This is a genomic window from Tsukamurella sp. 1534 (assembly GCF_000312385.1).
Taxonomy (GTDB): Bacteria; Actinomycetota; Actinomycetes; order Mycobacteriales; family Mycobacteriaceae; genus Tsukamurella.
The window spans coordinates 666,372-679,995 of the sequence record NZ_HE997628.1; the positions used below are offsets into that span (position 1 = coordinate 666,372).

Consider the following 13,624-nt stretch of genomic DNA (forward strand, 5'->3'; position numbering starts at 1 on the left):
AATGATTTTCACCACTCGCTAGACATCTCCCATGACGACCCACCGACGTATCGCAATCCCGCTGCTCGCCGCAGCTCTCCTCGCCGCCGGCTGCGGTGGCGCGACCGACGACGGCGCGGCACCGTCCGGCAGCGCTTCCCGGGCGGCGGGCTCCGACGCCGACACCCCCGAGGGCGCGACCGAGGAACGACGGCCCGCCGCTCGCCTCGCCTACGCCTACGAGGGCGGAGTCCAGATCCTGGACGCCGCGACGTTCGCCACGCTCGCGGACTTCCCCGCGAAGGGCTACCTCCGCGTGAACCCCGCGGGCGACGGTCGCCACGTGTTCGTCTCGGAGGACGACGGATTCACCCTCGTCGATACGGGCGCCTGGTCTGTTCCGCACGGCGATCACCAGCACTTCTACTCGGCGCAGCCGCGCAAGACCGACGTTCGGATCGATGCGCCGGAGCCGGGCCACGTCGTGCCGCACGACGGGACGACGGTGCTGTGGTCCGACGGGGAGGGAACGGCGACGTCCATTCCGACGGACAGGATCGCCGAGGCCGACGCACCCCGTTCGGTGTACACCGCACCGAAACCGCACCACGGCGTCGCCGCACAGCGGGCGGACGGCTCGCTCCTGGTGACGATCGGCGACGAGAAGACGAGGACCGGGGTGGCGATCCTGGACAAGGAGCACAAGGAGATCGCCAAGAACGAGCAGTGCCCCGCCGTACACGGCGAAGGGACCGCGGAGGGCGGGGTGACCGTCTTCGGCTGCGAGGACGGCATCCTCACGGTGCGCGGCAACGAGATCACCAAGACTGCTTCCCCCACGCCGGGGTACGCGCGGATCGGCAACATCGCGGCCACCGAGGCTCACCGGGTCGTGCTCGGCGACTACAAGGTGGACAAGGCCGCCGAACCCGAGCGACCGACTCGAGTGAGCCTGCTCGACACCGCCTCCGGACAGCTCAAGCTGGTGGATCTGCCCGCCTCCTACAGCTTCCGCTCGTTGGCCCGGGGCCAGTTCGGCGAGGCCCTCGTCCTGGGCACCGACGGGGTGCTCCGCATCCTGGATCCGAACACCGGCGCCGTCACCCGCGAGGTCAAGGTGACCGGCCCGTGGGTCGAGGACGCGGAGTGGCAGGTCCCGCGTCCCGAGGTGTACGTCCAGGGCTCGACCGCCTACGTCACCGACCCGGCCACGAAGTCGATCGTCGCGATCGACGTGCCCAGCGGCAACGAGGTCAAGCGCGGCACCCTCGAGCACGCGCCCGACGAGCTCACCGGCGTCCCGGGGGCGAAGTCCTGACCCACGCGGATCGCCCCGCCCGATTCGCCGTGCGGGGCGACCCACGCCGGTAGGTTCGTGGGTGTGGATTACCTGCTGGGCATCGATATCGGCACGGGGAGCACCAAGGGAGTGCTGGTGACGCCGGACGGCGTCGTGGTCGAGACCCGGGTCATCGCGCACGGGATGTCGTTGCCGCAGCCGGGCTGGGCCGAGGTGGACGCCGAATCGACGTGGTGGGCGGAGATCTGCGAGATCAGTCGGCATCTCATGGGGTTCGTGGGACCGTCCGACACCGTGGCGGGGATGTGCGTCAGCGGCGTGGGGCCGTGCCTGGTCCTGTGCGACGACGATCTCCGGCCGGTGCGGCCCGCGATCCTCTACGGGATCGACACGCGTGCGGCGGACGAGATCGAGGCTCTCACCGTGGAGTTCGGCGACGAGGCGATCCTCGAGCGCGGCGGCACCCGGCTGAGCAGTCAAGCCGTGGGGCCCAAGATCGAGTGGGTCCGGCGCCACGAACCCGAGGTCTTCGCGAGGGCGCGGCGCTGGTACGGATCGAACGCGTACATCGCCGCGAAGCTGACCGGCGAGTACGCGATCGACCACCACACGGCCAGTCAGTGCGATCCGATGTACGCGACACGCGAGTTCGCCTGGGACGCGGGGTGGTCGGCGCGCCTGGCCGGGCACCTCGAGATGCCCAGGCTGGCATGGCCCTCGGAGGTCGTCGGTCAAGTCCACGCGCAGGCATGCGCCGCGACCGGGGTGCCGGAAGGCACCCCGGTGTGCGCGGGGACGATCGACGCGTACTCGGAGGCCTTCTCAGTGGGAGTCCGTCAGCCCGGAGATCTGATGCTCATGTACGGGTCGACCATGTTCCTGGTGCAGGTGATCGACCGGTTCAGCAGCGATCCCGCACTCTGGACCACCACCGGGGTCGAACGCGGCACCCTGGCTCTGGCGGCCGGTACCTCCACGGCGGGAAGCCTGACGCAATGGTTGCAGGCCGTGACCGGCGACGCGCCCATCGAGGAACTGATGACCGAAGCCCGCGTCGTTCCGCCGGGCAGCGACGGTCTCGCCGTCCTCCCGTACCTGGCCGGCGAGCGGACTCCGGTGTTCGATCCGCACGCGCGCGGTGTGGTCGCCGGCCTCACTCTGCGGCACACCAGGGGGCACCTGTTCCGTGCTGCGTACGAGGGGATCGCGTTCGGGATCAAGCAGATCCTGGAACGGTTCGACGCGGTGGCCCCCGCCCGTCGCGTCGTCGCCGTCGGCGGTGGGCTGCGGAGCCCGATCTGGGCGCAGACCGTCAGCGACGTCACGGGGCGGCGGCAGCAGATCCCCACCCAGGCGATCGGTGCCAGCTACGGCGACGCGCTGCTCGCCGCGATCGGCGTGGGGTTGGTGCCGCCGGAGACCGACTGGGCGACGATCGAGCGGGAGTTGGAACCCGATCAGGACAACGTCGAACTGTACGAGCGGATCTACCCGGTGTGGTCGTCGTTGTATCCCGCTACGAGGGAGCAGGTGCATCGCCTCGGCGGGCTGTGAGCCGCGCCGAGTCCTGATGCGAGGCCCCTCGGTCAGCCCATCGTGTAGCCGCCGTCGACCGGGAGGTCGACGCCCGTGATCATGCTCGCGGCGTCGGATGCCAACCAGACGACGGCGTCCGAGACCTCGCGGGGGATCGCGAACCGCCCCAGCGGGATCCGCGCCAGCATCGGTGCGCTCTTCTCCTCGGGACCCCACACCCTCCTGCCCATGTCGGTGAGGACCACGGTGGGGCAGACCGTGTTCGCGCGGATCCCGTGGGGCCCCAGCTCCTGAGCCAGCACCTTGGTGGCCATGAGAAGCCCGGCCTTGGTGGAGCTGTAGGCGTAGTGCTCGGCGAGCGGAGCCAGTGCCGCGGCGGAGGCGATGTTGACGATCGCGCCTCCCGTGCCCTGACGGACCATCGCGGCCCCCACCGATGCCGCCAGGAGGGCCGGGGCGCGGAGGTTCACCGCCATCGTGCGATCGAAGGCCTCCGCCGTGGTGTCCACGACTCGTTCGGGGAAGGACACCCCGGCGTTGTTCACGAGCACGTCGAGCCCGTCGAACGCGGACAGTGCGCGGTCTGCCAGGGCCGCGGGACCATCCGCGGTGGAGAGGTCGCAGGGCGCAGTCGCGGTGCGGCACCCGTGCGCGGCGGCCAGCTCGTCGCTCAGCGCGTTCAGTTCCGACTCGTCGCGCGCGCTCAGTACGACATCCGCTCCCGCCGCGGCGAGCGCGCGGGCGACGTCGGCGCCGATCCCCTTGGTGGCGCCCGTGACGAGTGCTCGGCGTCCCTCGAGTGGTCGGTCGTTCATGCGGTGCTCCTCCGCTGTCGTCATCGGGGGGACGGCGATTCGGGGTCGAGCCGGGCGAGCAGGCTCGCCGCGGTGCCCGGATCGGTCACCAGTTGGTTGAAGTAGCCTCCTCGGGCGCCGGCGATGATCGAATCCGCCTTCTCGGGTCCTACGGCGACCGCGATGGACACCGGGATCCGGCGTAGCGCTTCGAGTTCGACGGCCATCAGTCGGTCATCGCCGTCGAAGTGCACGGGCTCGCCGTCGCGATCGTAGAACCGGGAGCACACGTCGCCGACGGCGCGGCGCAGCTCGGCGGACTCCATCGGGACGAACCTGGGGATGTCGGAGCGGGACAACGGCGGAGCACCGACGCCCATCAGCGCGCACCGCGCATCGGGCCACAGGTGGAGGACCCTCTGGATCGACGGATCACGGACCAGTGAGTCGTGCAGGTCGGGCCCGGGAACCGCAGGAGCGAAGAGGTAGGTGGCCCTGCCTTCTACACGATCCGCGACCAATCGGGTGATCTCGTTCGTCTGATACCAGCCCTCGGGCTGGTCGTTGCCGCCGACGGTCGGCGCGACGAGGACACCCGGGAGCGCCGGGAGCGGGTGTTGTGCCACTTCGTAGACCGTACGGCCGGAGCTCACGAGCAGGACGTCGCCACTCACGAGCCCCGCGCCCGAGAGGGCTCGACCGACGGCCGGCGCGAGGACCGGGCCCATGGCCCGGAGCGGGTCCACCCGGGCGTCGCCGCCGGGCAGGGGGGCGCTCAGGTGCACCGCGGCGAGTCCGAGTGCCCGGGACAGGCGTTCGGCGATGTCACCGGGCGCTCGGCGGTCGGGGGAGACGACTTCGATGCGGACGATGCCCCGTCGCTTCGCCTCCGAGAGGAGCCTGCTCACGGTGGGGCGACTCACGCCGAGGGTCTCCGCGACCTGTGCCTGCGTCGCGTCGTTCTCGTAGTACTCGCACGCGGCTCGGTAGAGAAGCGCGTCGCTGAACCGGGATCCCTCGTCCGGCGCGTGCGATCCGATCGCCGGACCATTCCTCACCATCGTTCGAGTATGCCTCTTCGCGTCCGGGCGCACAGATGTTCAGCCATATTCGTTCCACTGAACAGATTCTCTGGACAGATGTGCCGAAGCGTGATTACTGTGAGCTGCGACACGTCAGAGGTGGTGTGTTCAGTGGCAGAGGAGGCCGAGATGGCGGAGCGGATACCCGAGACGATGAGTGCCGTGGTGTGCCACGGCCCGGAGGACTACCGGCTCGAGGAAGTGCCCGTGCCGAAGCCCGGACCGGGAGAGGCGCTCGTCCGGGTGGAGGCGGTGGGGATCTGCGCGAGCGATCTCAAGTGCTACCACGGCGCCGCGAAGTTCTGGGGCGACGAGACCCGGCCGGCGTGGGCCGAGACCGAGGTCATCCCCGGCCACGAGTTCGTCGGTCGGGTGGTGCAGTTGGACGCGGCGGCCGCCGACCGGTGGGGGATCGCGGTCGGTGACCGGGTGGTCTCCGAGCAGATCGTGCCCTGCTGGGAGTGCCGGTACTGCCGGCGCGGGCAGTACCACATGTGCCAGCCCCATGACCTGTACGGCTTCAAGCGCAGGACTCCCGGTGCCATGTCGAGCTACATGGTCTATCCCGCAGAGGCTCTGGTGCACAAGGTGTCCGGTGAGATTCCCGCGCACCATGCCGCGTACGCGGAGCCCCTGTCGTGCGCGCTGCACGCCGTCGAGCGGGCACAGATCCTCTTCGAGGACGTCGTCGTCATCGCGGGCTGCGGGCCGATCGGCCTCGGAATGGTGGCCGGCGCGCGCGCGAAGAACCCCGGCACGGTGATCGCACTCGACATGTCCGACTGGAAGCTGGAGCTCGCGGCCGCGTGCGGCGCGGACCTGACCATCAACATCGCGGAACAGGATCCGGTCGCGGTGATCAAGGAACTCACCGGCGGCTACGGCGCCGACGTCTATCTGGAGGGCACCGGCCACCCGTCCGCCGTCCCACAGGGGCTCAATCTCCTGCGGAAGTGCGGCCGGTACGTCGAGTACAGCGTGTTCGGCAGTGATGTCAGCGTCGACTGGTCGATCATCAGCGACGACAAGGAACTCGACGTGCTCGGCGCGCACCTCGGTCCGCACTGCTGGCCCGCGGCGATCGCGATGATCGAGTCGGGGGTCCTCCCGATGAACGAGATCTGTTCACACCAGTACCCGTTGACCGACTTCCAGGAGGGCCTGGACATGGTCTCGCGCGGCGACGAGTCCATCAAGGTCTCCCTGCTTCCGGCGTGAACGAGGAGTTGCACACCATGACAGGCGATCCCATTGCGGGCAGGATGACGAGGCGCGATCTGCTCCGCCTCCTGGGCGCCGGCGCGGGCGCGGCGCTCGGCACCGCCGCATTCTCCGCATGCGGAGTCGGCGGCGGACCCGCGGCACCGAACGGTGCGAGCGAGGTGAGCGGTGGATTCGACTGGCGCAAGGCCGCGGGCACCACGATCCGAGTCCTGCAGACGCCGCACCCCTACCAGTTGGCCTACCAACCGCTCCTGAAGGAGTTCACCGAACTGACCGGAATCGAGGTCGTCGTCGACCTGGTTCCCGAAGCCGACTACTTCACGAAGCTGAACACGGAGCTCGCGGGCGGTACCGGACGGCACGACGCGTTCATGCTCGGGGCCTACTTCATCTGGCAGTACGGCCCGCCGAACTGGCTCGAGGATCTGCAGCCCTGGCTGGAGAACTCGGCGGCGACCGCGCCCGATTACGACTTCGAGGACGTCTTCGAAGGGTTGCGCACCTCCACCCGATGGGACTTCCGCGTCGGGAGCCCGCTCGGCACCGGCGGGCAATGGGCCCTGCCGTGGGGGTTCGAGAACAACGTGGTCTGCTACAACAAGCAGTACTTCGACCAGCGCGGGATCACCCGTCTCCCCGATCGGTTCGACGACTTCGTGCAGCTGGCGATCGACCTGACGGATCGGAGCGAGAACCGGTACGGGATCGCGACCCGCGGATCGAAGTCCTGGGCCACGATCCACCCCGGGTTCATGACGCAGTACACGCGGGAGGGCGCCACCGACTACCGGGTCGAGAACGGGCAGCTCGTCGCGGCGATGGACTCGTCGGCCTCGATCGACTTCACCCGGAAGTGGATCGAGATGCAGCAGAAGGCCGGCCCCACGTCGTGGACCACGTACGACTATCCGCAGGCGACGGGCGATCTCGGCGACGGAACGGCGATGATGGTCTACGACGCGGATTCGGCGACGTACCCGAAGAACAAGCCGGGTGCCAGCCGCATGGCCGGCAATCTCGCCTGGTACCCGGGCCCCGCGGGACCCGACGGCAATTACGCGACCAACCTGTGGACGTGGTGCTGGGCGATGAGCTCGCGATCGCAGAACAAGCTGGCGGCCTGGCTCTTCATGCAGTGGGCGACGGGGAAGGCCGCGATGGCCAAGGCCGTCGCGGGCGGCACCTATGCGGACCCCGTCCGGGCGTCGGTGTTCGATTCCACCCTCAAGCGCGTCGCGGCCGATCAGGTGGGCTACCTCGAGACCTTCGAGACCGTGATCGCCTCGGCCAAGATCCAGTTCACCCCGCAGAAGGCCTTCTTCGACACCACGATGAACTGGGCGGTGGCGCTCCAGGACATCTACGGCGGCGATGACGTGGCCTCGCGGCTTCGCAGCGTCGCGAAGACCAACACGTCCAAGGTCAACCTCTAGGAGCGCCGCCCATGTCAACGTCAACTCCAGCGTCCTCCGTCTCGCCGTCGCCGTCGGCCCCGGCCGGGGAGGCCCCGCGGACCGTGCCCACGGTGCCGGGCTGGCGGCGTCGCCTCCGCCCGTACCTGCTGTCGCTGCCCGCGCTCGTCGTGGTCGTCGGGATCCTGTACCCGTTCGTGGTCGGTGCGTACTATTCGCTGCTCAATTACGCTGCGGTGAACCCCGATCCGCATCTCGTGTGGTTCAAGAACTACGCGTCCGTCCTCGGGGACCAGGTCTTCTGGTCGTCCGTCGCGACGACGGGCCTGTTCGCCGTGGCGGCGACCGCGATCGAAACGGTCCTCGGGGTCGGGCTGGCGCTGCTCCTGAATCGATCCTCGACGGTCGGCCGGATCTTCGAGAAGGTGCTGATCCTGCCGCTGATGATCGCGCCGGTGATCGCCGGTGTGATCTGGAAGCTCATGTTCAACCCCCAGTTCGGCGTTCTCAATCACATGCTCGGCCTGGGCAACACGTTCGACTGGCTGTCCCGGTCCAACGCGTTGTGGTCCGTGATCCTCGTCGATACCTGGATCTTCACGCCGTTCGTCGCGATCCTCGTACTGGCCGGCATCCGATCACTGCCCAAAGAACCGTTCGAGGCCTCGGAGGTGGACGGCGCACCGTGGTTCTACATGTTCCGCAAGCTCATGCTGCCCATGATCTGGCCCTACATCCTGGTGGCGGTGATCTTCCGGTTCATGGACAACCTCAAGGTGTTCGACCACATCTACGTCCTCACGGCCGGCGGACCGGGCGTCGCGACGCGCTCGCTCCAGATCGGCGCGTTCGAGGATTCGATCATCAATCTCAACTACTCCCGCGGCAGCACCTACATGTTCCTGCTGTGGATCATCGTGTTCATCACGGCACGCGTGCTCGTCGGCGTGCTGGGCAAAGCGCAGCGTCGAGCTGCCGGAGCGGAGTCCTGACATGCCCGCATCGAGGAACTTCCTCGCCCCCACGGATCTCCTGCCCGGGCGGAAACGCCTGACGCCGGGGTCGGTGGCCGGCGACCTCACGTTGATCGCCTGGTTCGTGTTCTCCCTGTTCCCGATCATCTGGATGGTGATCCTGGCTCTCAAGAACAGCGAGCAGCAGACGACCACCTACTTCCGGTTCTCCCCGACATGGTCCAACTTCGCCACGGTGCTCTCCGACAAGGGCACGGCGATGACCAGCGTCGATTTCAAGACCTCCCTGTTCACCAGTCTCCTCAATTGTGCAGGTGCCGTTGTGGTCTCACTGGTCATCGGCATCCCCGCCGCATACGCGGCAGGACGCTGGAAGTTCCGGGGCAGCGAGGACCTGATGTTCAACATGCTGTCCTTCCGGTTCGCACCGGAGCTCATGGTGATCGTCCCGTTGTTCGTCATCTACAACCAGATCGGGCTCTTCGACACCACTGTCGGCATGATCTGGGTGCTGCAGTTGGTCACCATGCCGCTGGTCGTCTGGATCCTGCGTTCGTACTTCCAGGATCTGCCCGAGGATCTCGAGCAGGCGGCGCTCCTCGACGGCTACACCCGCACACGGGCGTTCGTGATGGTCGCGCTACCGATCGTGCGGCCCGGCATCGCCGCTGCGGCGCTACTCGCGTTCATCTTCGCGTGGAACAGCTACATCTTCCCGCTGATCCTCGCCGACTCGAACGCGAGCACAGTGACCGTGGCCATCACCAAGTTCCTGGGCGGAGGCGGCCAGGCCTACTACAACCTGACCGCGGCGGCCGCGGTGATCGCCGCGCTACCACCGTTGATCCTCGCCCTCACCATCCAGCGGTACCTGGTGCGCGGCCTCTCGTTCGGGGCGGTGAAGGCCTGATGGCGACGATCGAGCTCACCGAAGTCGCGAAGCGCTTCGGGAAGACGACGGCGGTGGACGGCGTCACCGCGTCGATCGGGAACGGGGAGTTCTTCGTGATCCTCGGCCCCTCCGGCGCGGGGAAGACGACCACCCTCAAGTCGATCGCCGGACTGGTCGACGTGGACGGCGGCAGCGTACGGATCGGCGGGGTCGACATGACCCTGGCCGAGCCGTACCACCGGAACGTGGCGATGGCCTTCGAGAGTTACGCCCTGTACCCGCAGAAGACGGTGAGCGAGAACCTCGCCTCGCCGCTCCGCTCGGGGCGCACGGGCACGTACTCGAGACAGGAGCAGGAGGAACGGATCCGGCAGGTGACCACCACACTGGGGATCGAGCACCTGCTCAGGCGCTTCCCGCGCGAGCTGTCGAACGGCCAGCGCCAGCGGGTGGCGCTCGGCCGGGTGCTGGTGCGCCCGGCGGACGTGTACCTGCTCGACGAGCCGCTCAGTCACCTCGACGCCAAGCTGCGCGCCGAGATGCGAGCCGAGCTGAGGCAGTTGGGCGCGGTATCGGACACGACCACGGTGTACGTCACCCACGACTACCAGGAGGCGCTCTCCCTGGGAGACCGGATCGCGGTGATGCGCGACGGGCGGTTCGTCCACGTGGGCACGCCGGAGGAGGTGTGGCACCGCCCGGCCGACACGTTCGTCGCGCGCTCGCTCGGCCAGCCGGAGATGAATCTCGTCGACGCCGTGGTGGGTGCGGGCCGGATCTCGTTCGGCCGGGCGGGAGCGACGGTTCCGACGCCCGCCGGGCTGCGCGCGGAGCCCGGACGCCCGGTCAGACTCGGCCTGCGGCCGTGTGACCTGCACGTGGACACCGATGACGCGGACGCGGGGATTCCCGCGACGATCACCCAGATCGAGCGGCTCGGCCGCGACGTGGAGCTGGCCGTCGACGTGGGCGGCGTCGAGCTGATCGTGCTGGCATCCGCCCGGCGGGGGCTGGCCGAGGGCGACCGCGTGGCGCTGACGGTCGCCGCCACCGATGTGCACGTCTTCGAGGCGGGCGACGGAGATACCCCGCGCCTGGAACAGGCCGGCCGCACCGAGGAGGAATCACGATGACAGAAGCCACGACGGCACCGTCCCGCGGCGCGCGCGGGCTCACCCTCACGGACCTCGTGAAGACCTACTCCGCCCGCGGCCGAGAGGAGTTCCAGGCCGTCAAGGGGATCGATCTCGACGTCCGGCCGGGAGAGCTGGTCGCGCTGCTCGGTCCGTCCGGCTGCGGCAAGACGACCACGCTCCGCATGATCGCCGGCCTCGAGACGGTCACCAGCGGTTCGATCCGGATCGGCGATACCGAGGTGTCGCAGATGCCGGCCGCCAAGCGCGGCATCGGCGTCGGGTTCGAGAGCTACGCGCTCTACCCGCCGCTGGACGTGCGTGAGAACCTGCTGTACGGCCTCAAGGCGCGCAAGGTTTCCGGTGCCGAGCAAATGGTGGATTCGATCACCGCTCGGTTGGAGATGGAGGACCTCCTGCCGCTGCGCCCGGCAGGACTGTCCAGCGGCCAGAAGCAGCGCGTCGCCCTCGCGAGGGCACTGGTGCGTAATCCACCTGTGCTCCTCCTGGATGAGCCGCTCAGCCACCTCGATGCATCGGCACGGAACCGGGTGCGCCGCGAACTCAAGGCGCTGCAGCGCGAATTCGGGTACACGACGATCGTCGTCACGCACGACCAGGTGGAGGCGTTGTCCCTCGCGGACCGGCTCGCAGTGATGAATCAGGGTGTCGTGCAACAGTTCGGCACGCCCGACGAGGTCTTCGACGACCCGGAGAACCTGTTCGTCGCGGAGTTCGTCGGCGAGCCGAAGATCAACGTGATCGCCGGCGCGGCGGGAGACGGCGGAGCGGCCGTGCGGATCGGCGACGGCGGATCGTTCGCGACGTCGGTACGCGGGTCGCTCGGCGCGGAGGCGACCGTCACCGTCGGCCTGCGTCCGCAGGATTGTGCGCTCGTCGCGGACGACGGCGCCGACGGCGTGCGTTGCCGCGTGACCTATTTCGAGCACCTGCTGGAGTACGGGCTGGCGACCGTCGCGGTTCCCGGCGTCGCCGATCCCGTCGTGGTCGTGACCCCGGCCCAGGACCGGTTCGAGCCCGGTGACGACGCCGTCGTCACCGCGCCCCCGGAACGGGTGTACCTGTTCGATGCCGAGACCGGAGGGAGACTCCGATGACCAAGCTGTACAACGATCCGGCCCGGTTCACCGAGGACGCGCTGGCCGGATTCCTCGATGCGCACGCGGAGCGCGTGGTCGGGGTGGACGGCGGCGTGGTCCGTGCCACCACGACACCGCCGGGAAAGGTCGCCGTCGTGGTCGGGGGAGGTTCGGGCCACTACCCGGCGTTCTGCGGTGTGGTGGGGACCGGATTCGCCGACGGAGCCGTGGTGGGGAACGTGTTCACCTCGCCGTCCGCCCGCGAGGCGGAATCGGTCGCTCGGGCAGCGCACGGTGACGCCGGCGTGCTGCTCACCACCGGGAACTACGCGGGGGACGTCATGAACTTCACCCTCGCGGTCGATCATCTCCGCCGCGACGGGATCGAGGCCGAGTACTTCGCCGTCACCGATGACGTGGCCTCCGCGCCCCGGGGCGAAGAGACCCGGCGCCGCGGCATCGCAGGCGATTTCACCGTCTTCAAGTGCGCGTCGGCGGCAGCGGAGTCGGGGATGGACCTCGCGGAGGTGGTCCGCGTGGCCCGCGCCGCCAACGACGCCACGCGAACCCTCGGCGTCGCCTTCGACGGCTGCACCATGCCCGGCGCGGACACGCCTCTGTTCAGCGTTCGGCCGGGTTCGATGGGCGTCGGCCTCGGGATCCACGGCGAGCCGGGGATCGCGGACAAACCGATGACGTCGGCGGCCGAGCTGGCAGGGCTCCTCGTCGACGGTGTGCTGGAGGACAGGCCCGGTGTGCCGCCCGGGAGAGTCGCGGTGATCCTCAACGGCCTGGGACGGACCAAGTACGAGGAACTGTTCGCGGTGTGGGCCGAAGCCTCGAAGCTGTTGCGGGAGCGGGGGTACACCGTCGTCGAGCCCGAAGTCGGCGAGTTGGTGACCAGCCTCGACATGGCGGGATGCTCGCTCACGGTGATGTGGCTCGACGACGAGTTGGAACGATTCTGGCGCGCCGCCGCGGACGCCCCCGCGTACCGCAAGGGAGCCGTCGATCGTGCCGGCGCGCGACGGTCCGCCCGCGACGCAGCGGCCCCGGCGGAGGTCGCGGCCGGAGGGGCGGGGACGGAGGCCGACGAGGCCGGGGCGGCGGCCGGGACGGACGCCTCGTCGGTTCTCGCGGAGCTCGCGGACCTGCTCGCGGAGCGCGAGAACGAGCTCGGCCGGATCGACGCGGTGGCGGGCGACGGCGACCACGGCCGGGGCATGGCGAAGGGATCGGCCGCGGCGGCCGCGGCGGCGGCGAGCGTCGCGGCGGCGGGGGCCGGACCGGCGTCCGTCCTCTCGGCCGCGGGCCGGGAGTGGGCGGCCCGGGCGGGCGGCACCTCGGGGGTCCTGTGGGGCGCCATGCTGGAGGCGTTCGGCGGGGAACTCGGCGATGCCGGCACACCCCGCTCACACGAGGTCGCACGTGCGGCGGCCGCGGCACTGGACGCCGTCCTGCGGCTCGGTGGTGCCCGGCCCGGGGACAAGACGATGGTCGACGCCCTGTCGCCCTTCGTGACGGAGTTCGAGAGGGACGTCGCCGGCGGCACCCGGTGGACGACGGCGTGGGCGAACGCCGCGCAGGTCGCCGTCCGAGCCGCGGCGGACACCGCGGCTCTGGTTCCGAAGATCGGCCGTGCGCGCCCCCTGGCGGAGAAGAGCGTCGGGACCCCCGACGCCGGCGCCGTGTCCCTGGCGTTGTGCCTCGAGACGGTGGGACGCCATTACCAGGAAGGAGAGAGGCGATGAGCCTGCGCATCGTGGTGGGCGCGGACGACGCCGGGTACGAGTACAAGGAAGCGCTCAAGCGTGATCTCGAGGCCGATCCGCGGGTCGCGTCGGTCACCGACGTCGGCGTCGGCGGCGACGAACACACCGCCTACCCGCACGTCGCGGTCGCGGCCGCACGGCTGGTGGTCGACGACGTCGCGGACCGCGCACTCCTGGTGTGCGGCACCGGGCTCGGCGTGGCGATCGCGGCCAACAAGGTCAAGGGCATCCGCGCGGTCACCGCGCACGACAGCTTCTCAGTGGAACGCGCGATCCTGTCGAACGATGCGCAGGTGCTGTGCTTCGGACAGCGCGTCGTGGGCTTGGAACTGGCGCGGCGGCTGGCGCGCGAGTGGCTCGCCTACGAGTTCGACCCGCACAGCCCCTCGGCGGAGAAGGTGTGCGCGATCGGCGAGTACGAGTGAA

12 protein-coding genes are annotated in these 13,624 nt (G+C 69.4%); 10 read left to right on the forward strand and 2 right to left on the reverse strand.

All coding sequences use genetic code 11. The features are described from left to right. Nucleotides 1–31: 31 nt before the first annotated feature. Both BN39_RS21255 and BN39_RS21260 read left to right on the forward strand, forming a co-directional pair. Complete coding sequence (locus tag BN39_RS21255; protein WP_019204471.1) at nucleotides 32–1,297, forward strand: hypothetical protein; 1,266 nt, start codon at nucleotides 32–34, stop codon at nucleotides 1,295–1,297. Nucleotides 1,298–1,360: 63 nt separating this feature from the next. Beyond that, on the forward strand, nucleotides 1,361–2,833 hold the full coding sequence (locus BN39_RS21260) for an FGGY-family carbohydrate kinase (protein ID WP_019204472.1): 1,473 nt from the start codon (nucleotides 1,361–1,363) through the stop codon (nucleotides 2,831–2,833). A gap of 32 nt (nucleotides 2,834–2,865) precedes the next feature. Here BN39_RS21260 and BN39_RS21265 read toward each other — a convergent pair whose 3' ends face one another. Continuing rightward, nucleotides 2,866–3,654 carry a glucose 1-dehydrogenase gene (locus BN39_RS21265; RefSeq protein WP_019204473.1) on the reverse strand — a complete coding sequence of 263 codons (789 nt, stop codon included), beginning with the start codon at nucleotides 3,652–3,654 and terminating at the stop codon, nucleotides 2,866–2,868. Further along, the gene (locus BN39_RS21270; protein WP_019204474.1) at nucleotides 3,651–4,670 is read right to left on the reverse strand and encodes a sugar-binding transcriptional regulator; all 1,020 of its coding nucleotides are present in this window, start codon (nucleotides 4,668–4,670) and stop codon (nucleotides 3,651–3,653) included. Before BN39_RS21270 ends, BN39_RS21265 begins: the two co-directional genes overlap by 4 nt. A 150-nt stretch (nucleotides 4,671–4,820) precedes the next feature. Between BN39_RS21270 and eltD the strand changes: the two genes are divergently transcribed. Genes eltD through BN39_RS21310 form a run of 8 tightly spaced genes read left to right on the forward strand, consistent with a single transcriptional unit; the run spans nucleotide 4,821 to nucleotide 13,623 of the window. After that, entirely contained in the window at nucleotides 4,821–5,909 is a 1,089-nt protein-coding gene (gene eltD / locus BN39_RS21275) for an erythritol/L-threitol dehyrogenase (protein ID WP_019204475.1), read from the forward strand. 44 nt (nucleotides 5,910–5,953) lie between these two features. Next, nucleotides 5,954–7,348 carry an extracellular solute-binding protein gene (locus tag BN39_RS21280; protein ID WP_371190640.1) on the forward strand — a complete coding sequence of 465 codons (1,395 nt, stop codon included), beginning with the start codon at nucleotides 5,954–5,956 and terminating at the stop codon, nucleotides 7,346–7,348. Nucleotides 7,349–7,359: 11 nt separating this feature from the next. Then, nucleotides 7,360–8,319: a carbohydrate ABC transporter permease gene (locus BN39_RS21285; protein WP_040768803.1), complete on the forward strand. Its 960-nt coding sequence runs from the start codon at nucleotides 7,360–7,362 to the stop codon at nucleotides 8,317–8,319. Between the two features lies 1 nt (nucleotide 8,320). Further along, nucleotides 8,321–9,211 (forward strand): carbohydrate ABC transporter permease, encoded by an 891-nt coding sequence (locus BN39_RS21290; RefSeq protein WP_019204478.1) that lies wholly within the window; start codon nucleotides 8,321–8,323, stop codon nucleotides 9,209–9,211. After that, nucleotides 9,211–10,326, forward strand: a complete 1,116-nt coding sequence (locus BN39_RS21295) for an ABC transporter ATP-binding protein (RefSeq protein ID WP_019204479.1) — start codon at nucleotides 9,211–9,213, stop codon at nucleotides 10,324–10,326. Before BN39_RS21290 ends, BN39_RS21295 begins: the two co-directional genes overlap by 1 nt. After that, nucleotides 10,323–11,444: an ABC transporter ATP-binding protein gene (locus tag BN39_RS21300; RefSeq protein WP_019204480.1), complete on the forward strand. Its 1,122-nt coding sequence runs from the start codon at nucleotides 10,323–10,325 to the stop codon at nucleotides 11,442–11,444. The genes BN39_RS21295 and BN39_RS21300 overlap by 4 nt, the downstream gene beginning before the upstream one ends. After that, nucleotides 11,441–13,177, forward strand: a complete 1,737-nt coding sequence (locus BN39_RS21305; RefSeq protein ID WP_019204481.1) for a dihydroxyacetone kinase family protein — start codon at nucleotides 11,441–11,443, stop codon at nucleotides 13,175–13,177. The genes BN39_RS21300 and BN39_RS21305 overlap by 4 nt, the downstream gene beginning before the upstream one ends. Continuing rightward, the gene (locus tag BN39_RS21310) at nucleotides 13,174–13,623 is read left to right on the forward strand and encodes a ribose-5-phosphate isomerase (protein ID WP_019204482.1); all 450 of its coding nucleotides are present in this window, start codon (nucleotides 13,174–13,176) and stop codon (nucleotides 13,621–13,623) included. The genes BN39_RS21305 and BN39_RS21310 overlap by 4 nt, the downstream gene beginning before the upstream one ends. The last annotated feature ends 1 nt before the right edge of the window (nucleotide 13,624 follow it).

Bases quoted from the DNA above. Each gene is read 5' to 3' on its own strand.
- BN39_RS21310 (WP_019204482.1), top strand. From the start codon at position 13,174: ATGAGCCTGCGCATCGTGGTGGGCGCGGACGACGCCGGGTACGAGTAC.
- eltD (WP_019204475.1), top strand. From the start codon at position 4,821: ATGGCGGAGCGGATACCCGAGACGATGAGTGCCGTGGTGTGCCACGGC.
- BN39_RS21280 (WP_371190640.1), top strand. From the start codon at position 5,954: ATGACGAGGCGCGATCTGCTCCGCCTCCTGGGCGCCGGCGCGGGCGCG.
- BN39_RS21290 (WP_019204478.1), top strand. From the start codon at position 8,321: ATGCCCGCATCGAGGAACTTCCTCGCCCCCACGGATCTCCTGCCCGGG.
- BN39_RS21255 (WP_019204471.1), top strand. From the start codon at position 32: ATGACGACCCACCGACGTATCGCAATCCCGCTGCTCGCCGCAGCTCTC.
- BN39_RS21265 (WP_019204473.1), bottom strand. From the start codon at position 3,654: ATGACGACAGCGGAGGAGCACCGCATGAACGACCGACCACTCGAGGGA.
- BN39_RS21270 (WP_019204474.1), bottom strand. From the start codon at position 4,670: ATGGTGAGGAATGGTCCGGCGATCGGATCGCACGCGCCGGACGAGGGA.
- BN39_RS21285 (WP_040768803.1), top strand. From the start codon at position 7,360: ATGTCAACGTCAACTCCAGCGTCCTCCGTCTCGCCGTCGCCGTCGGCC.
- BN39_RS21305 (WP_019204481.1), top strand. From the start codon at position 11,441: ATGACCAAGCTGTACAACGATCCGGCCCGGTTCACCGAGGACGCGCTG.
- BN39_RS21295 (WP_019204479.1), top strand. From the start codon at position 9,211: ATGGCGACGATCGAGCTCACCGAAGTCGCGAAGCGCTTCGGGAAGACG.
- BN39_RS21300 (WP_019204480.1), top strand. From the start codon at position 10,323: ATGACAGAAGCCACGACGGCACCGTCCCGCGGCGCGCGCGGGCTCACC.